General features: G+C 70.1%; 22 protein-coding genes, 1 other RNA gene and 1 riboswitch. Of the genes, 13 read left to right on the top strand and 10 right to left on the bottom strand.

The window, feature by feature from the left end:
* The 3 genes from ACYU7G_RS09570 to ACYU7G_RS09560 are packed head-to-tail and all read right to left on the bottom strand — an operon-like array spanning position 1 to position 2,539.
* Positions 1–474 (bottom strand): hypothetical protein, encoded by a 474-nt coding sequence (locus ACYU7G_RS09570; protein WP_461107136.1) that lies wholly within the window; start codon positions 472–474, stop codon positions 1–3.
* Positions 471–1,043 (bottom strand): RNA polymerase sigma factor, encoded by a 573-nt coding sequence (locus ACYU7G_RS09565; protein WP_461107134.1) that lies wholly within the window; start codon positions 1,041–1,043, stop codon positions 471–473. The genes ACYU7G_RS09570 and ACYU7G_RS09565 overlap by 4 nt, the downstream gene beginning before the upstream one ends.
* Positions 1,040–2,539 (bottom strand): S8/S53 family peptidase, encoded by a 1,500-nt coding sequence (locus tag ACYU7G_RS09560; RefSeq protein ID WP_461107132.1) that lies wholly within the window; start codon positions 2,537–2,539, stop codon positions 1,040–1,042. The genes ACYU7G_RS09565 and ACYU7G_RS09560 overlap by 4 nt, the downstream gene beginning before the upstream one ends.
* Before the next feature lie 170 nt (positions 2,540–2,709).
* Between ACYU7G_RS09560 and ACYU7G_RS09555 the strand changes: the two genes are divergently transcribed.
* Genes ACYU7G_RS09555 through ACYU7G_RS09545 form a run of 3 tightly spaced genes read left to right on the top strand, consistent with a single transcriptional unit; the run spans position 2,710 to position 4,813 of the window.
* Positions 2,710–3,444, top strand: a complete 735-nt coding sequence (locus tag ACYU7G_RS09555) for an ABC transporter ATP-binding protein (RefSeq protein WP_461107130.1) — start codon at positions 2,710–2,712, stop codon at positions 3,442–3,444.
* Positions 3,441–4,235 carry an ABC transporter permease gene (locus tag ACYU7G_RS09550; protein WP_461107128.1) on the top strand — a complete coding sequence of 265 codons (795 nt, stop codon included), beginning with the start codon at positions 3,441–3,443 and terminating at the stop codon, positions 4,233–4,235. The genes ACYU7G_RS09555 and ACYU7G_RS09550 overlap by 4 nt, the downstream gene beginning before the upstream one ends.
* A complete protein-coding gene (locus tag ACYU7G_RS09545) occupies positions 4,232–4,813 on the top strand; it encodes a TetR/AcrR family transcriptional regulator (RefSeq protein ID WP_461107126.1) in 582 nt (193 codons plus the stop codon). Before ACYU7G_RS09550 ends, ACYU7G_RS09545 begins: the two co-directional genes overlap by 4 nt.
* On the opposite strand, the gene ACYU7G_RS09540 is transcribed toward ACYU7G_RS09545, so the two are convergent.
* The gene (locus ACYU7G_RS09540) at positions 4,800–5,216 is read right to left on the bottom strand and encodes an RDD family protein (protein WP_461107124.1); all 417 of its coding nucleotides are present in this window, start codon (positions 5,214–5,216) and stop codon (positions 4,800–4,802) included. The genes ACYU7G_RS09545 and ACYU7G_RS09540 overlap by 14 nt on opposite strands.
* Positions 5,217–5,330: 114 nt before the next feature.
* Between ACYU7G_RS09540 and glnA the strand changes: the two genes are divergently transcribed.
* A complete protein-coding gene (gene glnA, locus ACYU7G_RS09535) occupies positions 5,331–6,752 on the top strand; it encodes a type I glutamate--ammonia ligase (RefSeq protein WP_461107122.1) in 1,422 nt (473 codons plus the stop codon).
* A gap of 69 nt (positions 6,753–6,821) precedes the next feature.
* On the opposite strand, the gene ACYU7G_RS09530 is transcribed toward glnA, so the two are convergent.
* The 4 genes from ACYU7G_RS09530 to ACYU7G_RS09515 form a co-directional block, all read right to left on the bottom strand.
* Positions 6,822–7,241 carry a glutaredoxin family protein gene (locus ACYU7G_RS09530; protein ID WP_461107120.1) on the bottom strand — a complete coding sequence of 140 codons (420 nt, stop codon included), beginning with the start codon at positions 7,239–7,241 and terminating at the stop codon, positions 6,822–6,824.
* Between the two features lie 277 nt (positions 7,242–7,518).
* Positions 7,519–8,886 carry a dicarboxylate/amino acid:cation symporter gene (locus ACYU7G_RS09525; RefSeq protein WP_461107118.1) on the bottom strand — a complete coding sequence of 456 codons (1,368 nt, stop codon included), beginning with the start codon at positions 8,884–8,886 and terminating at the stop codon, positions 7,519–7,521.
* 222 nt (positions 8,887–9,108) lie between these two features.
* Positions 9,109–10,119, bottom strand: coding sequence for an ABC transporter substrate-binding protein (locus tag ACYU7G_RS09520; protein ID WP_461107116.1), 1,011 nt, complete (start codon positions 10,117–10,119; stop codon positions 9,109–9,111).
* The gene (locus ACYU7G_RS09515; RefSeq protein WP_461107114.1) at positions 10,116–10,961 is read right to left on the bottom strand and encodes an ABC transporter permease; all 846 of its coding nucleotides are present in this window, start codon (positions 10,959–10,961) and stop codon (positions 10,116–10,118) included. The genes ACYU7G_RS09520 and ACYU7G_RS09515 overlap by 4 nt, the downstream gene beginning before the upstream one ends.
* 78 nt (positions 10,962–11,039) lie before the next feature.
* Positions 11,040–11,174, bottom strand: a riboswitch (FMN riboswitch).
* A 66-nt stretch (positions 11,175–11,240) separates the two neighbouring features.
* On the opposite strand from ACYU7G_RS09515, the gene ACYU7G_RS09510 reads away from it, so the two are divergent.
* Positions 11,241–11,957 carry a DsbA family oxidoreductase gene (locus tag ACYU7G_RS09510; RefSeq protein WP_461107112.1) on the top strand — a complete coding sequence of 239 codons (717 nt, stop codon included), beginning with the start codon at positions 11,241–11,243 and terminating at the stop codon, positions 11,955–11,957.
* 9 nt (positions 11,958–11,966) lie between these two features.
* On the opposite strand, the gene ACYU7G_RS09505 is transcribed toward ACYU7G_RS09510, so the two are convergent.
* The gene (locus ACYU7G_RS09505) at positions 11,967–14,885 is read right to left on the bottom strand and encodes a bifunctional [glutamine synthetase] adenylyltransferase/[glutamine synthetase]-adenylyl-L-tyrosine phosphorylase (protein WP_461107110.1); all 2,919 of its coding nucleotides are present in this window, start codon (positions 14,883–14,885) and stop codon (positions 11,967–11,969) included.
* A 77-nt stretch (positions 14,886–14,962) separates the two neighbouring features.
* Between ACYU7G_RS09505 and ACYU7G_RS09500 the strand changes: the two genes are divergently transcribed.
* A complete protein-coding gene (locus ACYU7G_RS09500; protein WP_461107108.1) occupies positions 14,963–15,436 on the top strand; it encodes a sterol carrier family protein in 474 nt (157 codons plus the stop codon).
* Between the two features lie 10 nt (positions 15,437–15,446).
* On the opposite strand, the gene ACYU7G_RS09495 is transcribed toward ACYU7G_RS09500, so the two are convergent.
* Entirely contained in the window at positions 15,447–16,739 is a 1,293-nt protein-coding gene (locus ACYU7G_RS09495; RefSeq protein WP_461107297.1) for a glutamine synthetase family protein, read from the bottom strand.
* A gap of 149 nt (positions 16,740–16,888) precedes the next feature.
* On the opposite strand from ACYU7G_RS09495, the gene ACYU7G_RS09490 reads away from it, so the two are divergent.
* The 7 genes from ACYU7G_RS09490 to ACYU7G_RS09460 all read left to right on the top strand — a co-directional run bounded on the left by ACYU7G_RS09490 (position 16,889) and on the right by ACYU7G_RS09460 (position 22,892).
* Positions 16,889–17,722 (top strand): DUF2510 domain-containing protein, encoded by an 834-nt coding sequence (locus tag ACYU7G_RS09490; RefSeq protein WP_461107106.1) that lies wholly within the window; start codon positions 16,889–16,891, stop codon positions 17,720–17,722.
* Between the two features lie 7 nt (positions 17,723–17,729).
* Entirely contained in the window at positions 17,730–18,599 is an 870-nt protein-coding gene (locus tag ACYU7G_RS09485) for a DUF2510 domain-containing protein (RefSeq protein WP_461107104.1), read from the top strand.
* Positions 18,600–18,635: 36 nt separating this feature from the next.
* Positions 18,636–19,664: a DUF2510 domain-containing protein gene (locus ACYU7G_RS09480; protein WP_461107102.1), complete on the top strand. Its 1,029-nt coding sequence runs from the start codon at positions 18,636–18,638 to the stop codon at positions 19,662–19,664.
* Positions 19,661–20,554 (top strand): N-acetylglucosamine kinase, encoded by an 894-nt coding sequence (locus ACYU7G_RS09475; protein ID WP_461107100.1) that lies wholly within the window; start codon positions 19,661–19,663, stop codon positions 20,552–20,554. The genes ACYU7G_RS09480 and ACYU7G_RS09475 overlap by 4 nt, the downstream gene beginning before the upstream one ends.
* Positions 20,555–20,599: 45 nt before the next feature.
* On the top strand, positions 20,600–21,448 hold the full coding sequence (gene map, locus ACYU7G_RS09470) for a type I methionyl aminopeptidase (protein ID WP_461107098.1): 849 nt from the start codon (positions 20,600–20,602) through the stop codon (positions 21,446–21,448).
* A gap of 20 nt (positions 21,449–21,468) precedes the next feature.
* An RNA gene (gene rnpB / locus ACYU7G_RS09465) (RNase P RNA component class A) lies at positions 21,469–21,833 on the top strand.
* A 69-nt stretch (positions 21,834–21,902) separates the two neighbouring features.
* Positions 21,903–22,892, top strand: coding sequence for a diaminopimelate dehydrogenase (locus ACYU7G_RS09460; protein ID WP_461107096.1), 990 nt, complete (start codon positions 21,903–21,905; stop codon positions 22,890–22,892).
* The last annotated feature ends 4 nt before the right edge of the window (positions 22,893–22,896 follow it).

Raw genomic sequence — 22,896 nt, 5'->3', positions numbered from 1 at the left:
TCAGAGCTCGATCACCGGCGTCAGGACGGGCCGCGCACCGGGGGCGGCCGGGTGGATCAGGAATCGGACCTGGCCGCGCGGCACCCGTCGCCACACCAATCTGCCGTGGGCGTCGGCGACCGCCGTGGTGGAGTCGGTGCCGCGCAGCAGTTCCACCTCCACGCCGCCACCGGTGACCCAGCCGTCGATGCGGATGGTCTCGGCGTCGTCCTCGCTGGTGGAGACCATGAGTTGGACCGACGAGCCGGTGAACGTGACGGCATCGGTGGAGGCGGCCCCGCTGGTGCGCAGCAGGAGTTCGGACTCGTCCTGCAAAGTGGCGATCTCGGCGTCGAGGGCCGCCAACGAGATGGCCACCACGACCTCCTCCGTGAGGTCCGCGGGCGGCGGGTCGAGAGCGTCGAAGAGGTCCTGGACCTGCTCGAGGATCTCGTCGTCGAGCTCGTCCATGGGCTGCTGGAAGGCGTCGGTCATGTCGGGCTCCAGGATGGGTCGGAGGTGAGTGCCTTGCGGAGAGCGGCCAGGCAGCGCCCGCGGGTGGGTCCGATGGACCCGACGGGCATGTCGAGGGTCTCGGCGAGGACCGCGTAGTCCGGGCGTCCGCCGCGGCTGACCACCCGCAGCAGCGCCTGGCACCGCGGGGTGAGTTGGGAGAAGTGGTGCCACAGGACGCGCTGCGTCTCGCCCAGGACGGCGGCGTCGGCCGGGTCGGGGCCGGGGTCCGCCTGTTCGGGCGGTTCCTCCCAGCTCATGGAGCGCCGACGTTCCTTGCGGACGCGCCAGGCCTCCCGTCGCACCGTGGTGCCCAGCCAGGCCAGCACCACCTTGGGGTTCTCCACCGTGGCCTGTTTTTCGACGAGCCGCAGCCACGCGGTCTGCACCACGTCCTCGGCGTCGGCGCGGTCCAGCCCACAGGCTCGGGCGACGTGCCAGAGGGTCGGGGTCAGGAGTTCGACGAGCCGGTCAAGCCTGCCCGCCTCCCCCTCGCGGAATCCCTCGAACAGGATGGTGGCCCGCTCCACGAGGCTGGGTGTCGCCGTCATGGCCGTCTCCATCCGAGTTCCTCGGCCAGCGCCTGCCAGCCGCGCTCCAGTGCCTCCGTCGGCTCGAGGGCGGCACGGCCGTCGGCCACGAACCGGGCGGCGAGCTCGCCGGCGAGCACCGGCGCGGAGAAGGAGGTGCCGCTCCAGGTGCCGAAACCGCCTGCGAACTTGTTGGGGTCCACGGTGGCACGTTCCTCGGTACCCGCCGTCATGGCCGCCACCGGGAGCATGTCACCGTCGAGCGTGATGGGCATGGTGCTGACGATGGCGGCGCCCGGACGATGGCAGGAGACCCAGGGGCCGGCGTTGCTGAAGTACGCGACGGTGCCGTCCGGGTTGAGGGATCCGACGCCAATCATCGGAAGCGTGTGCGGCTGGTGCGGCTCGGCGGCGAAGGCGGCCGGGAACAGCGGCGCCGTGGTGGAGTCGTTGCCGGCGGCGCAGACCACCAGCACCCCGAGCTGGCCGAATGCCTCCAGCACCGCCCTCAGGGGGCCGTCGGAGAGTGCGTCCTCTGGGGCCTCGTGGTAGTAGCCGAGCGAGAGGCTCAGCACGTCGATGAGTTCCTCGGGGCGGTGGCCGATGATGGCCTGCGCCTGCCGTGTCAGCAAGGCGTACAGGGTGGCCAGCAGGCAGGACTCCGAGACGACGCCGTCGTCGGTCATGATCGGGATGCCGAGGATGACGGCCTCGGGGCAGACCTGCCGCACCAGACCGGCGGCGAATGTGCCGTGGCCGGCATAGGGCAGCAGGGAGCCGTCCAACGGATTGCGGGGTGGCTCCGGCGTGGCGGAGCCGGGGACGGTGCCGAACCGGCCGATCAGTTGACCGTCCACGTAGGCCTCGGAGGTGGCCAGTGCCGGGTCCTCGAACCATGGGTGCTTCTCGAGCCCCGTGTCCGGGATGACCACCACAGGGGGGCGCTTCACCTTGCGACGGCGCAGCGCCGGGTCCGGCAGCACGACCGCGACCGGGGCACGCCCGCCCAGCCCCGGCGCCCCGTAGCTGCTGGCCGGCGCGCTCGAGCTGGAGTAGTGCGGCATGCCGGCGTAGTAGGGCATCCCTGCGTAGTACGGCATTCCCGCGTAGTACGGCATGCCGGCGTAGTACGGGTTGGCCACCAGCATGTGGTCCAGGCTCACGCCCCTGCCCGGGCCGATGCGCTGCAGCACGGAGGCGGCGTCGACGGCGCCCGTGACCCCTTCCAGGATGATCTTGTGGGTCCGGGGCAGCAGCTGTTCAGTGGGGAGGTCCGTCGGCTTCACTCCCAGCTCGGTGCGCTCGATGCCCAGGCCGAGTTCCCGCGCGACCTCCTCGACACCCGCCACCAGGGTGGGCAGATCGTCCTGTGGCGCCGTGACCAACAGCGCGTCCTCCACGTACGGGGTGGCGCTGTCCGAGACGGAAGTGGTGACGCGGATCCCCCAGGCCGCGGCCACGTAGGGGTTGAACCGCGGGTACGGGTTCAGGACTGGCTCCTCGGGTGACATGGGCATCCTTCCGACGCTGGTGCTCAACTCCTATGAGGGCACCGGCCCCGGGCTGATACACCACCGCCCTCCACCCGGCTCCCCCGCATGGGCAGCCTAGTGCGCGCCGCACGCCGTTGCGCGTCGTTCCACCGAACCCATTGCACACCGCCCGAACCCGGCGTACCGTTCATCACATGATGAATTCAACGGTTGATGAATCGACCGTCACGGCGCGCGAGCTGGTGGTCCAACGGGGCCGCAACGAGGTCCTGCACGGGTTGGACCTCGACCTCGCCCGCGGTTCCGTCACCGGCCTGCTCGGGCCGTCCGGCTGCGGCAAGTCCACCCTGATGCGCACCATGGTGGGCGTCCAGCGGATCGCCTCCGGCTCGCTCACCGTGCTCGGGCTCCCGCCCTCGGACCGGGCCCTGCGCCGGCGCGTGGCCTACACCAGCCAGTCCCTGAGCGTCTACAAGGACCTCTCGGTGCGGGACAACGTGGCCCACTTCGCCGCCCTGGTGGGCGCCGGCCCCGACGACGTCGCGCGCACCCTGGAGGCGGTGGAGTTGACCGCGTACGCCAACCGCCGCGTCGAGCACCTCTCCGGCGGGCAGGCCAGCCGGGCCTCTTTGGCGTGCGCCCAGGTCGGCTCCCCCGAACTGCTGGTCCTCGACGAGCCGACGGTGGGACTGGACCCCCTCACCCGGGAGTCCCTGTGGGAACACTTCCGCGGGCTCGCGGCGCAGGGGACGACGCTACTGGTCTCCAGCCACGTGATGGACGAGGCTACCCGGTGCGACAGCATCCTGCTGATGCGCGAGGGCCACTTCCTGGCCCACGCCCCCATCCTGGACCTGCAGGAGCGCACCGGCGCCTCCACCCCGGAGGAGACCTTCCTCACCCTGATCAAGCAGGAGGTGGCGGCATGACCACCACCGCACGGCACGCGGCCGGCCGGCCCCGGCTGCGCACGCCGTCGGCGTTGACAACCGTGGCGCGCATCGCCGCCCAGCTGCGCGCGGACCCCCGCACCGTCGGCATCATCATCGTCATGCCGCTGCTGCTCGTCACGCTGCTCTACTACGTCTTCGTCGACGTCCCGGTGCCGCCCGGCGGCCGCGGCGCGTTCGACTCGCTCGGCCCGATGATGCTGGCCATCCTGCCCATGATGCTGATGTTCATCGTGACGTCGGTGACCATGCTCCGGGAGCGCACCTCCGGCACCCTCGAACGGCTGCTGACCACCCCCCTGACCCGGTGGAACCTGCTGGCCTCCTACGGTGGGGTGTTCGGGTTCCTGGGGGTGCTGCAGGCCACGCTGCTGGGCCTGCTGGTGCTGGGGCCGATGGGTGTTGAGATCGCCGGGCCCGCCTGGATGCTGATCCTGTTGGCGCTGCTGGACGCCCTGGTGGGGGTGGCGTTCGGGCTGCTGGCCAGCGCGTTCGCACGCTCCGAGTTCCAGGCGGTGCAGTTCATGCCCCTGTTCATCGGACCGCAGTTGTTCCTGTGCGGACTCTTCGTGCCCAAGGAACACATGCCCGACGTGCTTGCCGCAGTCTCGGAGGTGCTGCCCATGACCTGGGCCGTGGACTCGGTCGTCGACGTAGTGGCCAACGAGACCGTCCCGGCGGAGTCCTGGGGCCGCGTCGGCCTGCTGGCCGGCATCGTCCTGGCGTTCCTGTTCGTGGCCTCCCGCTCCATGCCACGCCAGACGCGATGACCTCCAAGTCCGAGCGGACCCGCAGCCGCATCCTCGAGGTCGCTTCCGCACTGTTCGCGCGGAAGTCGTTCGACGGCGTGAGCCTGCGGGCGATCGCCCGTGAGGCCGGCGTGGACGCGGCCCTGGTCCACCACTACTTCGGCAGCAAGGACCAGCTCTTCGAGGAGGTGCTCTCGCACGGCGCCTCCCCGAACTCCCTGGTCGAACACGTCACCGCGCTGCCGCGGGAGGACTGGGGGGCGGAGCTGGTCCGCTCGGCGCTGGCCCTGATGGACTCTCCCGCGGGTCCCGCGATGCGGGCCGTGCTGCGCAGTGGGATCAGCAGCCACCCGGACCTGCTGCGCCGGTTCGTCGGGGACCGGATACTGGGCCGGCTCACGCAGCACCTGGACGGGTCGCCGCAGGAGCGTGCCCAGCGCGCGGTGCTGGCCGGTTCGCAGTTCGTCGGGCTCTTCGTCGCCAGGTACCTCGTGGCAGTGGAGCCGCTGGCCTCGATGCCGGCCGAGGAGGTGGTGGCCAACGTCGGCCCCACCATCCAGCGCTACCTGACCGGCCCCCTGGAGCTCACCGACGGTTGACGACGGCGGTGCCCACCAGCATGTCGGTCAGCACCCGACGTTCCGCCCCGAGGACCACGTGCGGGATCACCAGGCACTTAAGGAACGTGCGCAGCACGGGACGCCAGATGCCCAGCGGCTGCCCGTCGGTGCGCACCACCCCGATGCGCGCGATCAACTGCCCGAAGGAGCCGCCCGTGAGGACGGTCAGCACCGCGGCCTCGACGAAGTAGACCCCGAGGACGATGAACGATCCATACTGGCTCTGGAAGCCGCCCCAGCCGAAGAGGGCGATGGTCACCACGCTGCTGGCCGCCCAGTCGCCGACGAGGGCACCGATCCGGGGCCACCAACCGGCGAGCGAACCGCGCCCCTCGGCCGGCAGTCCGATGCTGGATCCCGGGTAGATCTTCTTGTCCGTCACGCCCGAAGCCTATCCGGGCCTGTGTAACGTGGCTGTTACCCTGCAGCAACTGTGGAGCAACGGCCCACCCATAGGCTCTGGCACAGTCACAAGCTAAATGGAGGAAAACCACCCATGTTCAACGGCGCAGAAGAGCTCCTGGCCTACATCAAGGAAGAAGGCATCGAGACCGTCGACTGCCGCTTCTGCGACCTGCCGGGCGTCATGCAGCACTTCACCGTCCCGGCCGGATCCTTCGGCCCGGAGGTGTTCACCGACGGCCTGTCCTTCGACGGCTCGTCCATCACAGGTTTCCAGAAGATCCACGAGTCGGACATGGCACTGCTGCCAGACCCGACCAGCGCCTTCGTCGACCCCTTCCGCAAGTCGAAGACGCTGAACGTCAACTTCTTCGTGCATGACCCGCTCACCAAGGAGCCCTACTCCCGCGACCCGCGCAACATCGCCAAGAAGGCCGAGGCCTACCTCGCCTCCACCGGCATCGCGGACACCGCCTACTTCGCCCCCGAGGCCGAGTTCTACGTCTTCGACGACATCCGCTTCGACTCCACCTCGAACAGCTCGTACTACCACATCGACTCCGAGGCCGGCGCCTGGAATTCCGGCCGCGTCGAGGACGGCGGCAACCGCGGCTACAAGGTCAAGTACAAGGGCGGCTACTTCCCCGTGGCCCCGGTGGACCACTTCGGGGACCTCCGCGACGACATCGTGCGCCACATGGAGAACTCGGGTCTCATCGTCGAGCGCGCCCACCACGAGGTCGGCACCGCCGGCCAGGCCGAGATCAACTGGCGCTTCAACACCATGCTGACCGCCGCCGACGACGTGATGAAGTTCAAGTACCTCGTCAAGAACACCGCTTGGGAGGCCGGCAAGACCGCCACCTTCATGCCGAAGCCGATCTTCGGTGACAACGGTTCGGGCATGCACTGCCACCAGTCCCTGTGGGACGGCGGCGAACCCCTGTTCTACGACGAGAACGGCTACGCCGGCCTGTCCGACACGGCCCGCTGGTACATCGGCGGCCTGCTCAAGCACGCCCCGGCGCTGCTGGCGTTCACCAACCCGTCGGTGAACTCCTACCACCGCCTGGTGCCCGGCTTCGAGGCCCCCGTGAACCTGGTCTACTCCTCGCGCAACCGCTCGGCCTGCATCCGCATCCCGATCACCGGTTCCAACCCGAAGGCCAAGCGCGTCGAGTTCCGCTGCCCGGACCCGTCGTCGAACCCGTACCTGGCCTTCGCCGCCATGCTGCTGGCCGGCCTGGACGGCATCCAGAACCGGATCGAGCCGCCGGCGCCGATCGACAAGGACCTCTACGAGCTGCCGCCGGAGGAGCACGCGTCCGTGGACACCGTGCCCACCACCCTCGGCGCCGTGTTGGACGCACTGGAGGCGGACCAGGAGTTCCTGCTCGCCGGTGACGTGTTCACCCCGGACCTGATCGAGACCTGGATCGAGCTCAAGCGCGCCGAGATCCAGTCCATCCAGGTGCGCCCGCACCCGCACGAGTTCGAGCTGTACTACGCCCTCTGAGCCGATCGGGCCACACGCACCCCGGGACCGCACGTCGGCCCGGGGTGCGTCGCGTTGTGAGGCGGCCGGTCAGGACAGCGCGGCCTGCAGTTCGTCGGCCGACGGGTTGCGCAGGACCCCGTCGCCCACCAGCGCGGTGGGGGTGAGTTCGTCACCGTCGTTGTGACGTCGGAGTTCGGTGTTGGCGTCGGCGTCCTTCCAGACGTTTACCCAAGTGATCCGGTTGTCGTTGCCTAGCGCCCGCAACAGCCGTTCGCAGTACATGCACCCGGGCTTCCAGAACACGACGGCGTGACCGGGCCCCACCTGGGCGCCCGCCCTCGCCCAGGGCGTGTGCCGGCCGCGGCGGAGCATGAACCATGCCAGCGCCCCCGCGAGCAGCACCGCGGCCAGGGCCCACCACGGGCTCACGTCCCCGGTCAGGACCAGCACCACGGCGAGCGCCAGTGGCAGCATCGACGTCGCCACCGCGATGTTGCGTTCCTTCATGCCACCACCGTACGCCCCGACCCGCTCGCGCACCCCTCCGCCCGAGCCACTCGACGCCAGCCCGCCCGGGGGCGCCTTCGACCCGACACGCCGACAGAATCGGACGCAGAGGGCACCGGCACCCCTTCCGCCGGAAATCGTCGGCGAGTCGGGTCGACGGGGCCATTCGGCGGGCGGCGGGCGGCGGGCGGCGGGGTGCGACGGGGTGGCGGGACGGAAAAGCCGCGGAGGGCCCGGAACCCGGACCCTCCGCAGCAACACACGCCTTGCGGCGACGTCAGATCTTGACGCCCTCGTACTCGGGGTTGGAGTTGTAGACCTCCTCGTCGAGGATGCCCTCGCGCTTGGCGACGATGGTGGGCACCAGCGCCTGGCCGGTGACGTTGAGCGCGGTGCGGCCCATGTCCACGATCGCGTCGACGGCGATCAGCAGGCCGACGCCCTCCAGCGGGAGGCCAACGGTGGACAGCGTCAGGGTGAGCATCACCGTCGCGCCGGTGGTTCCGGCGGTGGCGGCGGAGCCGAGGACGGAGACGAAGGCGATGAGCAGGTAGTGCGTGATGCCGAGCTCGATGCCGTAGAACTGCGCCACGAAGATGGCGGCGATGGCCGGGTAGATCGCGGCGCAACCGTCCATCTTGGTGGTGGAGCCCAGCGGGACCGCGAAGCTGGCGTAGGAGCGGGGCACGCCCATGTTGCGCTCGGTGACCTGCTCGGTGACGGGCAGCACTCCCATGGAGGAGCGGGTGACGAAGCCGAGGGTGGTGACCGGCCAGACGTTCTTGTAGAACTGCAGCACGGACAGGCCGTGGGCGCGCAGCACCACCGGGTAGACGATCACCCACACCAGCAGGAGGCCGACGTAGATGGCGATCGCGAAGGTGCCGAGCGACGCGAGTGAGTTCCAGCCGTAGGTGGAGATGGCGCGGCCGATGAGTGCTGCGGTGCCGATGGGGGCCAGGCGGATGACCCACCACAGCACCTTCTGGACGACGGCGAGGGCCGACTCGGTGAAGTCGATGAACCCGGCGGCCTTCTCGCCCACCTTCAGCGCGGCGATGCCGAAGGCGATGGACAGCACGATGAGCTGGAGCACGTTGAAGCTGGGGCTGGCGGTGAAGCCGTTCTCGGCGGAACCGCGCAGGCCCACCTCCAGCCCGAAGATGTTGCTGGGCACCAGGCCCGTCAGGAACGCCCACCAGGAGCCGACCCGTCCGGGCTCGGCCGCGTCCTCACCGGAGACGCCGGCGGTCAGCCAGGGCCCGGAGATGAGGCCGACGACGATGCCGACCACCACGGACGCGAGCGCGGTGATGGCGAACCAGACGAGGGTCTGGATGGCCAGGCGGGCCGCGTTGGCCACCTCGCGGAGGCGGGCGATGGAGCTGATGACGGCGGTCACGACGAGCGGGACCACGAGCAGCTTCAGGAGGTTGACGTAGGCGCCGCCGATCTCGGAGAGGGTGGCGGTCAGCCAGTTGGCCTCGTCGTCCGGCCCGGTGCCGATGCCGACGGCCACGAAGCCGAGGATGACGCCGGCAACGAGGCCGAGGACGATCTGGACGCTGAACTTGCTCAGCGGGTTCTTTGAGGGGGTCTTCTCGGGCGTCGCCTCGTCGGCTGACACCTCGCGGGTTGCGGACATGCAGGTCTCTTCTCTGGGTTTCGAGGGTCGCACGACTGTGCGACTGAGTTGCCCTGTTGGACGCTCGGGCAGGTGTTTCGGTCCGGAGTCAGGCTCGACAGGCCGTGGAACGCTGACGGCACAGGTCGACCCAGGCACGGGTCACGAGCATCAGGTCCATGCGTTCATCCAAACACCGGCGAAACTGATCGTCAAAACCCGTTCGCCACAGGCGTAGCCCGGTCAGAGGATGATCGTGGTATCCGCGGGGGCGGAGGAGATGATGCCGACGTCGACGAGGAACTCCCCCATGCGCTCGAAGGCCGCGGCATCCACCTCGACGCTGGCCTCGCCGTCGCGCAGCCACAGCTTCGAGGTGGCCGCCAGCACCGCGCGCGCGGACTCGCGTTGCGCGTCGTCGGCCAGGGTGGGGACGTGCTCCTCGGTGGCTGCGATGGCCAGTTCGGGGTCCTCGAGGATCATCCTCTGGGCCTCCAGCATGCCCTCGGCCACCCGGGCGAGCACCGAGTCGTCCAGGCGCCCGGACGCCGTGACCAGGCCGGGGCCCACCAGGGACGCCTCGTCGGCGGGCTGCACGGGGATTTCGACGACGTCGAACCCGGACAGCTGGAACTGCACGGTCTCGTTGTTGGTGAAGCCGACGATGGCCTCCACCTTGGCGGTGGTCAGGGCCGCCACCTGGGTGAAGCCGATGTCGGTGAGTTCGACGTCGGCCTCGGTCATGCCGGCGTTGTGGAGGGCGGCGAGGGCCGAGTAGTAGGTGGAGCCGAAGTGGCCCGGGATACCGATGCGCTTGCCTCGGAGGTCCTCGACGCTGGTGATGCCGGAGTCCGCGGGGACGATGACGACGCCCGGGAACGTCTGGTAGGCGGTGGCGAAGGTGCGCAGTTCGGGGGCCTGCGCCGCGGAGACGACCGCCTCGTCGGAGGAGGCGAACACGACGTCCTCCTCCCCGGACAGCAGCGCCCCGAAGGCGTCCTCCTGGGCGCCGTGGTGGCGCAGGGTCACGTCCAGTCCGGACTTCGCGAACAGGTCCTCCGCCACCGCCAGGTAGAAGGGGCTGAACTGCACGTTCGGGATGTAGGTGAGGCCGACGGTGAGGCGGGTGGTCCCGGTGGTGGGCTCCGAGGTCCCGCCCGGGGTCTCCCGCCCCTCCTGCGGTGCGCAGGCGGCGAGCGCTGCGAGCGGGAGTCCGAGGGCACCCGCGAGCAGGGTGCGACGGCGAAGGGTCATGAGGTTTCTCCTTGTAGACGGCGGACGCTGAGGTGCTCCGCGGCTTGGATGATGCCCTGCAGCAGGAGCGCCACGACGGCGATCCAGACGAGGACGGCGAAGACCCCGACGGTGTCGGTGGCCTCGCGGGAGATGGTGAGCAGCGTGCCGAGTCCGGCGCCGCCGATGACGAACTCACCGACGATGGCGCCGGTCATGGAGAGCACGAAGCCGGCGCGGATGCCGGCGAGGATGGCGGGGGCGGCGACGGGCAGTTCGACGTGCCAGAGCCGGGCGCCGAAGCCCGCGCCGTCGAGCCAGGCGTTCTCCACCATCCGCATGTCCAGGCTGCGGAACCCGACGACGGTGGTGGTGACCATCGGGAAGAAGGCCACCAGGGCACACAGCACGGCGATCGGCACCATGCCGTAGCCGATCCACAGCGCCAGCAGGGGCGCCACCGCCACCAGCGGGATGGTCTGGGAGAACGCGACGAAGGGCTCGATCACGGCACCGAGCAGGCGGGAGTGGGCGATCAGGACCCCCAGCACCAGCGCTGCGACGACGGCGATGCCGGAGCCGATCAGGGCGGCGACGACGGTGGGCCACAGGTAGCGCCAGATGGTGCCGTTGCCGGTCCAGACGACGATGCGGTCCCACACGGCGAGCGGGTCGGGCAGGAACGTCTCGAGGACCAGGCCGCCGCGCGTGGCACCGAGCCACACCCCCAGCAGCAGGAGGGCCGCCACGGTGGCCGGCAGCCACCGCTCGAGGCCGTGGCCGGGCCGGGTGCGGGCCGGGTAGGCGGACCAGACGCCGGCGCGGGCGAACTCACGCGCCCTGCTGCGCTCCCTCGTGGACAACTGAACCCCGGTACCTTCCTTCTAGAGGTCCCGGGGTCCGCAGAGCAGCGGTCGTCCCCCGAAGGGCGCGACCGCGTCCACGCGTTCCTCCCATCCAGACTTTTACTGTCGGCCTCGGAATTCCACCGAGTCAGCCTCCCGTTTCCTTGCGGCATCGGGAGGGTCGCGGGCTGTAACCGCCGGTTCGGACTTTCACCGACCCCGGAACACGCTGTGTGTGGGCAGGATCCTACCACCACAAGTAGTTGATTCTGCAACTACACCGTTAGACTGGTGGGCATGACTTTGAACATCGACATCTGGTCCGACATCGCCTGCCCCTGGTGCTTCATCGGCAAGAAGCGGTTCGAGACGGCCCTCGAGAGCTTCGCGGCGAAGGACCAGGTCTCGGTGACCTGGCACTCCTACCAGCTGGACCCCAGCCTCCCCGAGCGCTCTGAACTCTCCGAGAAGGACTACCTCTCACAGGCCAAGGGGATGCCCGCCGACCAGGTCACCGGCATGCTCGCGCAGGTGACCGAGACGGCACGCGCCGAGGGCCTCAACTACGACTTCGACTCGCTGGTGCCCGCCAACTCCATGAAGGCGCACCAGTTGCTGCACGCCGCCAAGGAGGCCGGGCTGGACGTCGGCGCCGTGAAGGAGGCGCTCCTGTCGGCCCACTTCGAGAAGGGCGAGGTGATCAGCGGCGAGGAGGTGCTGGTGCGCATCGGCACCGCCCACGGCCTGTCTGCCGAGGCCGTCCGCGAGGCGCTCGTCAGCGACGAGCTGAACGCCGCAGTGCGCCAGGACATCGAGCAGGCCCGCGCCATCGGCGTCAACGGCGTCCCGTTCTTCGTGTTCCAGGACAAGTACGGCGTCTCCGGGGCCCAGCCCGCCGAGGTGTTCACCCAGGTGCTGGACCAGGTGTGGGACGAGATCAAGCCCGCCACGCCGTCGTTCATCACCATCCCCGGCTCCGAGAACGCCCCCGCTTGCGGCCCCGAGGGCTGCTGAGGTCTACCGCTAGCTCTCCCAGAAGACCTGGTCCACCACTTGGGAGGCCCGCCGCAGCAGGCGGCGGGTCTCCTCCAGCATGTGGGACGTCTGGCCGGAGTGGTCGCCCATCAGCTCGGCGATGGCGGCCAGCTCCCGGTAGTCGGCCGGGAGCGAGTCGCTGGCGCGGCCACGCACCAGCATGATGGCGTTGCGCAGGCGGCTGGCGAGCTGCCACGCCTCCCGCAGGGCGGTGGCCTGCTGCTGGGTGAGCAGCTTCTCCTCCTCCAGCGCCACCAGCGCCCCCATGGTGGAGGTGGTGCGCAGCGACTCCAGTTCCGCGGCGTGCTGCAGCTGCAGCAGCTGGACGGTCCACTCGACGTCGGACAGGCCGCCCTTGCCCAGCTTCAAGTGGCGCTCGCGCGGCACCCCGCGCGGGATCCGCTCCGCCTCCATCCGGGACTTCAGCTTCCGGATCTCCAGCAGCTGCTTGTGGCTCAGCCCACCCTGCGGGCGGCGCAGGTGTTCGATCCCGGCCACCACCTTGGCCGCCAACTCCCGCTCACCCGCGCCGGCGCGGGCCCGCACCAGCGCCTGCGCCTCCCAGGTGGCCGACCACTTCTCGTAGTAGGTCAGGTAGGAGCTGACCGTGCGGACCTGCGGGCCGTCCTTGCCCTCGGGCCGCAGGTCCGAGTCCATCACCAGGGCCGGGTCCGGGCCCGGCTTGCCGAGGATGTCCGAGGCCACCCGCACCACCTGTGTGGCCGCGGCCAACGCCTCGGAGTCCGCGTCGTCGTCCACCACGAACATCACGTCCACGTCCGAGGAGTAGCTCATCTCGCGGCCACCCCACCGGCCGAGCGCTATCACCCCGACGGGGGGCGCCTCCACCTCCCGTCCCGCGATGGCGAGGGCGGCGTCGATGGAGGCGGCGGCCAGGTTGGACAGCCCCAGGCAGACGGTGTCCAGGTCCCCCTCTCCCAGCACGTCGGCGATGGCGATCCGGCACAGCTCGGAGCGCCGCATGGCCCGGACGGAGGCGATCGCCCTGTCCCGGTCCGCGTGCCGTCCCGCCGCGCGGGTCATGGAGGCCGACAGTTCGCCCGCGGTCCGGGGCCGCAGTTCGTCACGGCTGGCCAGCATCTGGACCAGCTCCGGCGCGCGCCGCAGCAGGTCCACCACGTACCGGCTCGACGACGCGATCCTCGCCAGCCGCTTGGCCATGAAGCCCTCGTCACGCAGCGCCCGCAGGTACCAACTGGTGCTGCCGAGCGCCTCCGAGAGCTGCCGGAAGCTCAGCAGGCCGAAGTCCGGGTTGGGTCCGTCGGCGAACCACTGCAGCATCGCGGGCAGCAGCTGCCGCTGGATCTCTGCGCTGCGCGAGGAGCCCCGGGTAAGTGCTTTGATGTGGCCGAGGGCGGAACGCGGGTCGAGGAAGCCGAGGGCCCGCATTCGGGTCTGGGCCGCGTTGTCGGAGAGCTTGAGGGTGTCGGTGGACAGGGTGCTGACCGCGTCCAGCAGGGGCGAGTAGAAGATGCGCTGCTGGAGCCGCAACACGCTGCGCAGCGAACCCTTGAACGTGGAGACCACCTCGTCGCTGGTGCTCCCCAGGCTCCGGGCCACGTGCAGCAGCGCCGTCGGATCCTCGGGCAGCACGTGGCTGCGGCGCAGGTTGAGCAGTTGCACGCGGTGCTCCAGCACGCGCTGGAAGCGGTAGGCGTTCTCGAGCTCCACCCCGTCGGAGCGTCCGATGTAGCCGGTCATCACCAGTGCCCGCAGCGCCTCGAACGTGCCGCGGCCCCGGATGCGGTCGTCGGCGCGGCCGTGGACGAGTTGCAGGAGCTGGACGGAGAACTCGGTGTCGCGCAGCCCCCCGGCCCCGAGCTTGATCTCGGTGTCCGCGTGCTTGGGCGGGATCAGCGAGATCACCCGCTGCCGCATGGCACGCACCTCGGGGAGGAACCCCTCCCGCTGCCCGGCCTGCCACACCAGGGGGCCCACCATGTCGCAGAACTCCTGGCCCAGTGTCAGGTCACCGGCGGCGGGACGCGCCTTGATCAGGGCCTGGAACTCCCAGTTCTTGGCCCACTTCGAGTAGTACCGGCGGCACGAGTCGAGTGTGCGGACCAGCGGACCGGCCTTGCCCTCCGGGCGCAGCGCCGCGTCCACCGGCCAGATCGTGCCCTCCTTGGAGTGCGCCGAGCAGATCCTCGCCACGGCTGCCGCGAGCTGCCCGCCGATGGCCATGGCCTCGTCGACGCCAACTCCCTCGACGGGCTCGGCCACGTGGATCACGTCCACGTCGGAGATGTAGTTCAACTCCTGCGCGCCGCACTTGCCCATGGCCAGGATCGCGAGGCGGACCTTCTCCCACCCCGGAACCTCGGCGCGGGCATGTGCGAGGGCCATCTCCAGGATCGCGTCGGCCACGGCACTGAGTTCGGCGCTCACCTTGTGGACGATGCCCAACGGGTCTGGGGAACCGAGGTCACGCGCGGCGATCTCGCACAGCGCGGCGTGGTTGGCCCGACGCAAGGGGTCCGCGTCTCCCGCCACCACCCCGTCGACCGGCCGACACCTGCCCTCGAAGAACTCCCGCCACTGCTGCGGCGTGCGGTGCTCACCCGGGCTCCGGAGGAGCTCGGCCTCCTCGGGGTGCCGCGCCAGGAACCGCGCAAGTGCGCTGGAGGCACCGGAGACCAGCACCACCCGCCGCAGCCAGTCGGGATCGGCCACCATGCGCTCCACCAGTGCGGCGTCGCCCTCCCACATCCGGGCGACCGCCTCGAGCGCCTGGTCCCGGTACGCGGCGGGCTCGAAGACCTCGAGCCCCACGGGGGGCGGGCCGCCGATGGCCTCCTGCCACCGCCGCCACACCGTCGCGGCGCCGGATGCCGAGTCGAAGCCCCGCCGGGCGAAGTCACCGACCGTCGTGTTCACCCTGCTCATCCGGCCAGACTAGCGACTGCGTCCGCAACGGCGGGGTCGGTTGGCCGCCGCGGAATGCCACGAAGTAGCCTGAGGATGTGTTCAGGCCGACCGAATCCGTCGTGCGGGCCTCGCAGGAGCTGATCTCCTGCCTGTCTGCCGTGGACTGCTCGCGCGCGTCCGGACACCAGTCCGGCCTCAACGCCGAGCTGAACCGGAAGCGGCCGGACCTGACACAGACGCTCCTAGCGCTGACCGTCTCCGCGCAGGAGCACCACCTGGAACTGGGAGAGACGCTGACCGCCGCCACCGTCCGGGCGGCCTGCACGAGGCTCGGCAAGCAACACCCCGGCGCGACGATCGAGGTGCGGGTGCCGCCCTGGGCGGCGGTGCAGATCGGGTTCGAGACCGGGTCCCGCCATACCCGAGGCACGCCGCCGAACGTCGTGGAAGTCTCCCCCGAGGTGTTCCTCGGGCTCGTCACCGGCTGGATCGACTGGGACACCGCCCGGCCGCAACTGTCCGTCTCCGGCGCACACGCGGCGGATGCCGCCCGCGCCTTCCCGCTGTGAGCGGCCGGTCCTAGAGGACCCGGATGTGGCGGTCCAACTCCCAGGGGGTGACCTGGGCGCGGTAGACCTCGAACTCCTCGCGCTTGTTGCGCATGAAGTACTCGAACACGTGCTCGCCCAGCGTCTCCGCCGCGAGCTCGCTGTTCTCCATGATCCGCAGCGCCTCGTCCAGGTTGCGGGGCAGCGACTGGATCCCGAGCGACCTGCGCTCGCGGTCCGAGAGGCGCCAGACCTCGTCCTCGGTCTCCTCCTGGAGTTCGTACTCGCCCTCGACGCCGGCGAGTCCCGCATTGAGCATCAGCGCGTAGGCCAGGTACGGGTTCACGGCCGAGTCCGGCGCCCGGTACTCGATGCGCGCCGACGACGACTTGCCCGGGGAGAACTGCGGCACGCGGATCAGCGCGGATCGGTTGGCCCTGCCCCAGCACGCGTAGGTGGGGGCCTCGCTGCCGCCGCTGAGGCGCTTGTACGAATTGACCCACTGGTTGGTGACGGCCGTGATCTCGGGCGCGTGCTTCAGCAGGCCTGCGATGAAGTGGCGGGCCGTCTTGGACAGGCGGTACTCGTCGGCGCCGTCGTAGAAGGCGTTGGTGTCCCCCTCGAACAGGGACATGTGGGTGTGCATCCCGGAGCCGGCGTAGTCTGAGAACGGCTTTGGCATGAACGTGGCGTGGATGCCCTGGTTCACGGCCACCTCACGGATCACGACGCGGAACGTCATGATGTTGTCGGCCATGGTGAGCGCGTCGGCGTAGCGCAGGTCGATCTCGTGCTGGCCCGGGGCGGCCTCGTGGTGGCTGAACTCCACCGAGATGCCCATCTGCTCCAGCATCGTGATGGCGTCGCGCCGGAAGTCGGTGCCGTCGCCGAGGGTCGTGTGGTCGAAGTAGCCGCCGTCGTCGAGCGGGACGGGTGGGTTCAGCTCGCGTAGCAGGAAGAACTCCACCTCGGGGTGGATGTAGTACGTGAAGCCCAGTTCCGCCGCCCGGTTCAGGGCGCGCTTCAGGACGTAGCGGGGGTCGGCGAAGCTCGGGGAGCCGTCGGGCAGGCTGATGTCGCAGAACATGCGGGCGGTGCCTCGTTCCATCTGGCGCCACGGCAGCACCTGGAACGTGGACGGGTCCGGATGGGCCACCATGTCCGACTCGAACACGCGCGCGAAGCCCTCGACGGCCGAACCGTCGAAGCCGACACCCTCGGAGATGGCGCCCTCGACCTCCGCGGGGGCGATCGCCACGGATTTCAGGGAGCCGAGGACGTCGGTGAACCAGAGCCTCACGAATCGGATGTCACGCTCCTCCATCGAGCGCAGGACGTACTCCGTTTGCCTATCCATGCGTCAATTGTGCCCTGCGAATGTGACAAGCGTGTTTCGGGTTCACGAGCCGGTCGGCCGGACCCCGGGCCGCTCACCTCGACGGCGTGACCTCGGGCGTTGGCCATAATGGGCGCATGAGTCAGCCCGGTTGGTACCCAGATCCAGGTGGTTCTGGCCAACCCCGCTACTGGGACGGCCACGCCTGGGCGCCCCTCGCGGACGCCGGCCCCCGCCCGAGCAACAAGCCGCTGTACGCGGTGCTCGTCGCCCTGGTGGCGGTGGCCGTGGTGATCGCGCTCGTGATCTTCCGGCCCTGGAGCTCCAACCCGTTCGCCGCTCCCGAGGACACCAACTCGGCCAAGCCAACAGGCAGCCAGTGGAACGAGATGGAGCCGACGGAGACCCCCACCTCGCCGCAGCCCACCGACGGGCAGGGCCGCCCCGTCGCCTGCCCCTACGTGGAGGACGACGGGCACGGGCCCCAGGGCGGCTGGTACTACTCCGGGGACATCGGCTACCGGGGCGTGCCCGGCTGGGACGAGGAAGGCGGCTGGACGCTGGACTTCGCCTCGGAGCGCACCGGGCAGCAGGACTGGGTGGCCGACCGCTGGGTCTCGATCACGGCCATCGGGCAGATCGCCACCGAGGACTTCAGCTCGGACCCGCGCACCGCCGCCCACCAGCTCTCGGACTGCATGTCCACCTCGTACTACTACCGCACACTGGACCACCGCGAGCAGTTGCAGGACGAGGCGTTCACCACCGCCGACGGCATCCCCGGGTGGATCATCCGCCAGAACTTCTGGAACATCCCGGACCAGCCGGTCACCGGCGACGAGATCGTCGTGGTGGTGCTCGACGCCGGCGCCGACGACACCCTGACCCTTTTCCACACACAAGCCCCGATCGAGGACCAGGACCGCAAGGACATGGTGGCCGAGGCCCTCGACTCACTGAGCAGGAGGTGAGCAGCCGATGTCAGCACCCGGCTGGTACCCGGACCCCGCCGGCAGCAACGGCTACCGCTACTGGGACGGCAACTCGTGGACCAACCAGACCTCCGACGGCAGCGCCGGCGGGGGCCATGGGAGCGGCGCCGACGGCGGGGGCTCCGGCAGGAACAGGACCTGGATCTGGTTCACCGTCGCGCTGGTGGTGATCGCGGCCGTCATCGTGGCGCTGCTGTGGCGCCCGGCCGCCCTGTTCCCCGAAACCCCCGAGGACACCAACTCCGCCCGTCCCTCCGGCAGCCAGTGGAACGAGTTGGAACCCACCGAGACCCCTACGGATCCCGACGAGCTCGGCCCCGGGGACCTCGTCGACTGCCCCCGCAACAGCGACGACGACCGCTCCGACATCGCCGCCGACGGCCGGATGCACGGCGGCGGGCTGTCCTTCGAGGCGCGCACGGACTGGCGCTCCAGCCCCGTGTACATGCCGTGGATCTACGACCACAACTCCCAGACCCGGGAGATCGTGTTCGGCTGGCAGTCCAACCTCAGCGTCGGCACCGTCAAGAAGGAGGAGGGTTTCACCTCCCCCAGGCAGGCCGCCGAGTCGATCATGGCGTGCATGTCGTCGTCGTCCCTGTTCGAGGACTTCTCGGGCCGCGAGGACCTCCTGAACGAGGACTTCGAACTGCAGGGCAAGCGCGGCTGGCGGATCACCGCCAACGTGCGGGTGGATGATTTCGGGGACGGCATCGAGGGTGACGTCGTGGACATCATCGTGCTGGACCTGGGCGACGCGGAGACGTTCTCGATCTTCATCTCCTGCGCCACCATCGGCCACGAGGAGAACCTGCAGGAGGTGGCCGAGGCCACCGCCACGCTGCGGGTGGACTGAGTTCAGGGCCTCCGCCGCGTCGCTAGAATCGGAGCCATGTCTGCACCCGGCTGGTACCCCGATCCTCGAGGCGGTGGCGGCCGTCGCTACTGGGACGGCGTCCGGTGGACCGACCAGGTGCAGGGCCCCGGCCAGTACCCGCACCAGCAGAGCAACTCGCCCCAGCAGTACCAGCACCCCCAGTACGGGCAGCCCCAGTACGCGCAGCAGGGGCAGTCCCCCGCCGACGGTGGAAACGCCGGCGGCAGCACCGTTGCGCTGTGGATCACCCTGGCGGTGTCCGTCGCCCTGATCATCGGGCTGGGCAGTTGGCTGCTGTTCTTCCGCGACGCCGCGCCCGAGACCACCACCTCCCCCACGCCCACCGTCACCGAGGCCTCGACGCCCGCTGCGGACCCGACCACGCCGGAGCCCGACCCGACGACGGCTGCCCCTGACCCCACCACGCCCGAGCCCGAGCCCACCACCGCGGCTCCCGAGACCACCGCTGCGGACCCGACCGACGAACCAGCCACCACCGTGGTGGCAGGCGACGCGCTGCAGCCCATGCAGTGCGAGGGCACCGCCACCGACGCCCGGGGCGAGGCCAACCCGGACGGGCGCTTCGAGTCCGCCCTCGGCCTGAGCTTCCCCGGTGTCGAGGGGTTCACCGCCCAGGCCATCCAGTACCCGTGGGTGTGGGGCTCCAACTCGCAGTTCAAGGACTACGGCAACTCCTGGATGGCCACCCTCACCGTCGGCAACCTCAAGGCCGCCGACGGCTTTCTGGACCACGAACAGGCCGCCGTCCGGCTGGCCCAGTGCATGCTCAGCTCGCAGTTCTACGGGGAACACTTCCTGCAGGCCACGGTCTTCGCCATCGACTCCCAGCCCGACAACTCCGTCACCTGGCTCGACGTCGACGTCGACGTCACCGGAGTCGAGGGCGTCGGCCGGGACTGGGTCACCATCCTCACCGCCGAACGCGCCGGTGAGATCCACGTCGGCATCGCCGTGGTGCCCGACAGCTCCGAGGAGGACTACGAGTTGGTGCAGGAAGCGTTCGCGGACCTGAGGTTCTCATGACCCGTTCACAGCTCTCGCTCGACGGCGGCCAGTCGGGCATCCGCACCCTGCTCACCACGGACGGCACCACCCGCCCCGGTCCCGAGTTCAGCGGCATCCTCAGCCACCGGCCCCTGCTCGACCAACTCGCCGAGTTCGTCCTGGCGGCGCTCGAGGGCCTCCGCGTCGACGTGGTGGCCGCGGGCGTCTCGGGCCTCGGCCCCGGAGATTCCGCAGCCGCCCTGGCCGAGCACCTGGACGGCGCCGCGGGCACCGTGCTGGTGGCCCACGACTCCACCACCAGCTACCTGGGCGCCCTCGGCGTCGCGCAGGGAGCGGTCGTGGCCTCCGGGACCGGCGCCGTGACCTTGGCCGTGGGGCCCGAGCGCGTGCTCCGGGTGGACGGCTGGGGCCACCTGCTGGGGGACCTCGGGTCCGGGTTCTGGATCGGGCGCGAGGCGCTCATGGCCGTGCTCGCCGCGTTCGACGGCCGCGGCCCCGCCACCGCACTGACGGCGGCGGCCGAGCGCGAGTTCGGCGACCTCGCCCGCCTCTACCTGGAGATCCAGGGCGACACCGGCCGCGTGAAGCGGGTGGCCGCCTGGGCCCGCACCGTCGCCGAACTGGCCCCCACCGACGAGGTGAGCCGTGACATCTCGCTGCGTGCAGGAAGGCACCTCGCGGCCAGCGTGGCCTCCGGGCTGCGCGCCGTCGGGGCCGAGCCCCGCGTGAGCCGGCTCGGCAACGTCTTCCGCAACCCCCTGGTCGAGACGGCCTTCCGCGAGGCGCTGGCCGAGCACGTCCCCGGCGTCGAGGTGGTGGAGCCCGCGGGCTCCGGCCTCGACGGCGCCGCGAGACTGGCCGAGGTGCCGGCGGACTCGCCGCTGGGCGCCCTCGTCCACCGGGCCTGACCGGGGCACGCCGAGCGAACTGCGGGCTCGCATACACTGGCCCGCGTGAGCCGTATTACCCCGCACCGCATCAGCCCTCGCCGCGACGTCCCGAAGCCCATCGTGCGTCCCGAGTACGTCGACCGTCCCGCACCGAAGCCCTACAAGGGCTCCCACGTGCAGACGCCCGAGGTGATCGAGGCGATGCGCGAGTCCGGACGGATCGCCCACAACGCTATGCAGGAGGCCGCCAAGGCCATCGCCCCCGGGGTCACCACGGACCACCTGGACGCCGTCGCCCACGAGTACATGCTGGACCACGGCGCCTACCCCTCGGCCCTGGGCTACCGCTCCTTCCCCAAGTCCATCTGCACCTCCGTCAACGAGGTGATCTGCCACGGCATCCCCGACGCCCGGCCCCTCGAGGACGGCGACCTGGTCAAGATCGACGTCACCGCCTACAAGAACGGCGTCCACGGCGACAACTGTGGCACCTTCTACTGCGGCGACGTCTCCGAGGAGGCCAAGCTGCTGACCGAGCGCACGCAGGAGGCGCTGATGCGGGGCATCAAGGCGGTCAAGCCGGGCCGGCCGGTCTCCGTCATCGGGCGCGTCATCGAGGCCTACGCGAAGCGGTTCGGCTACGGCGTGGTCAAGGAGTACACCGGCCACGGCGTCCACACCTCGTTCCACTCCGGCCTGGTGATCCTCCACCACGACGAGCCGCGGCTCAACACGGTGATGGAGCCGGGCATGACCTTCACCATCGAGCCCATGCTCACCCTGGGCTCGGCCGAGACCCAGCAGTGGGACGACAACTGGACCGTCACCACCGTCGACGGCTCCTGGTGCGCCCAGTTCGAGCACTCCCTCGTGGTCACCGACACCGGCGCGGACATCCTCACCCTGCCCTGAACGCTAGACTGGACGACGGACGAGTCGGCCAGATGATCGCGGCGCGCAAGCGCTGAGGAAAGTCCGGACTCCGCAGAGCGGGGTGGTGGGTAACACCCACCCGGGGTGACCCGCGGGAAAGTGCCACAGAGAACAGACCGCCCGACGCGAGTCGGGCAAGGGTGAAACGGCGGTGTAAGAGACCACCAGCATGCAGGGTGACCTGCGTGGCTAGGCAAACCCCACCCGGAGCAAGACCAAGAAGGCCAGTTCGCTGGCTGCGGACACCGTCCGAGCGCTGCTCGCGCGAGGTGTCCGGGTAGGTCGCACCGAGCCAACCGGTGACGGTTGGCCCAGATGGATGATCATCCTTCGACAGAATCCGGCTTACCGGCCGACTCGTCCCCTCCACTCCTGCCGTCGGTGACGCCTAGTAGCATCGGCAGTTCGCACGCACCCGACGAAAGGCTCCCCCGTGTCCCAGCACCCCATCCGAATCGGCATCGGCGGCTACGGCAACCTCGGCCGCGGCGTGGAGGCCGCGATCGCCAAGAACCCGGACATGACGCTGGTGGGGGTGTTCACTCGCAGGGACCCCGCGACGGTGGACACGCTGTCCCCAGACGTCGCCGTGCACGCGTGGGACAGCCTCCCCGTGCGCACCGGGGACATCGATGTGCTGGTGCTGTGCGGCGGCTCCAAGTCCGACCTGCCCGAGCAGGGCCCGGCCATGGCAGCACTGTTCAACACCGTCGACAGCTTCGACACCCACGCCACCATCCCCGAGTACTTCGACGCCGTCGACGCCCCCGCGCGGGCCGCCGGGAAGACCGCCCTGATCTCCTGCGGCTGGGACCCGGGGCTGTTCTCCGTGAACCGGCTCTTCGGCGAGGCACTGCTGCCCGACGGCGACACCTACACCTTCTGGGGCCGCGGCCTGAGCCAGGGCCACTCCGACGCCGTGCGCCGCGTCCCCGGCGTGGCCGGCGCCGTGCAGTACACGCTGCCGGCCGAAGACGCGATCGAGGCCGTGCGCAGCGGGACCCGCCCGGAGCTGTCCACCCGGGACAAGCACACCCGCGAGTGCTTCGTCGTGCTCGCCGACGGGGCTGACCCGGAGACCGTGCGCTCGCAGATCGTCGACATGCCGCACTACTTCGCGGACTACGACACCACGGTGAACTTCATCACCGCAGAGGAACTGGCCCGGGACCACTCCGCCATGCCCCACGGCGGCTTCGTGATCCGCAGCGGCGCCACCGGCGAGGGCAACTCACAGGTGGTGGAGTACCGCCTCGCACTGGGCAGCAACCCCGAGTTCACCGCCAGCGCCCTGGTGGCCTACGCCCGGGCCGTCCACCGCATGGCCGCGGCCGGCCAGCACGGCGCGAAGACGGTCTTCGACGTCGCCCCCGGCCTGCTATCACCGCGCTCCGAGGCCGACCTGCGCCGCGACCTGCTCTGAGTGG

It is taken from the genome of Tessaracoccus terricola, from assembly GCF_054776555.1.
The sequence above is the reverse complement of the archived record's forward strand: the minus strand, read 5'-3'. Positions and strand labels throughout refer to the sequence as shown.

What these genes read in the sequence shown, in the direction of transcription:
- ACYU7G_RS09490 (WP_461107106.1), top strand. Translation starts at nt 16,889, where the DNA reads ATGAGTCAGCCCGGTTGGTACCCAGATCCAGGTGGTTCTGGCCAACCC.
- ACYU7G_RS09545 (WP_461107126.1), top strand. Translation starts at nt 4,232, where the DNA reads ATGACCTCCAAGTCCGAGCGGACCCGCAGCCGCATCCTCGAGGTCGCT.
- ACYU7G_RS09555 (WP_461107130.1), top strand. Translation starts at nt 2,710, where the DNA reads ATGATGAATTCAACGGTTGATGAATCGACCGTCACGGCGCGCGAGCTG.
- ACYU7G_RS09505 (WP_461107110.1), bottom strand. Translation starts at nt 14,885, where the DNA reads ATGAGCAGGGTGAACACGACGGTCGGTGACTTCGCCCGGCGGGGCTTC.
- ACYU7G_RS09520 (WP_461107116.1), bottom strand. Translation starts at nt 10,119, where the DNA reads ATGACCCTTCGCCGTCGCACCCTGCTCGCGGGTGCCCTCGGACTCCCG.
- ACYU7G_RS09565 (WP_461107134.1), bottom strand. Translation starts at nt 1,043, where the DNA reads ATGACGGCGACACCCAGCCTCGTGGAGCGGGCCACCATCCTGTTCGAG.
- ACYU7G_RS09560 (WP_461107132.1), bottom strand. Translation starts at nt 2,539, where the DNA reads ATGCCCATGTCACCCGAGGAGCCAGTCCTGAACCCGTACCCGCGGTTC.
- ACYU7G_RS09550 (WP_461107128.1), top strand. Translation starts at nt 3,441, where the DNA reads ATGACCACCACCGCACGGCACGCGGCCGGCCGGCCCCGGCTGCGCACG.
- ACYU7G_RS09475 (WP_461107100.1), top strand. Translation starts at nt 19,661, where the DNA reads ATGACCCGTTCACAGCTCTCGCTCGACGGCGGCCAGTCGGGCATCCGC.
- ACYU7G_RS09485 (WP_461107104.1), top strand. Translation starts at nt 17,730, where the DNA reads ATGTCAGCACCCGGCTGGTACCCGGACCCCGCCGGCAGCAACGGCTAC.
- ACYU7G_RS09510 (WP_461107112.1), top strand. Translation starts at nt 11,241, where the DNA reads ATGACTTTGAACATCGACATCTGGTCCGACATCGCCTGCCCCTGGTGC.
- ACYU7G_RS09480 (WP_461107102.1), top strand. Translation starts at nt 18,636, where the DNA reads ATGTCTGCACCCGGCTGGTACCCCGATCCTCGAGGCGGTGGCGGCCGT.
- ACYU7G_RS09525 (WP_461107118.1), bottom strand. Translation starts at nt 8,886, where the DNA reads ATGTCCGCAACCCGCGAGGTGTCAGCCGACGAGGCGACGCCCGAGAAG.
- ACYU7G_RS09495 (WP_461107297.1), bottom strand. Translation starts at nt 16,739, where the DNA reads ATGGAGGAGCGTGACATCCGATTCGTGAGGCTCTGGTTCACCGACGTC.
- ACYU7G_RS09570 (WP_461107136.1), bottom strand. Translation starts at nt 474, where the DNA reads ATGACCGACGCCTTCCAGCAGCCCATGGACGAGCTCGACGACGAGATC.
- ACYU7G_RS09530 (WP_461107120.1), bottom strand. Translation starts at nt 7,241, where the DNA reads ATGAAGGAACGCAACATCGCGGTGGCGACGTCGATGCTGCCACTGGCG.
- glnA (WP_461107122.1), top strand. Translation starts at nt 5,331, where the DNA reads ATGTTCAACGGCGCAGAAGAGCTCCTGGCCTACATCAAGGAAGAAGGC.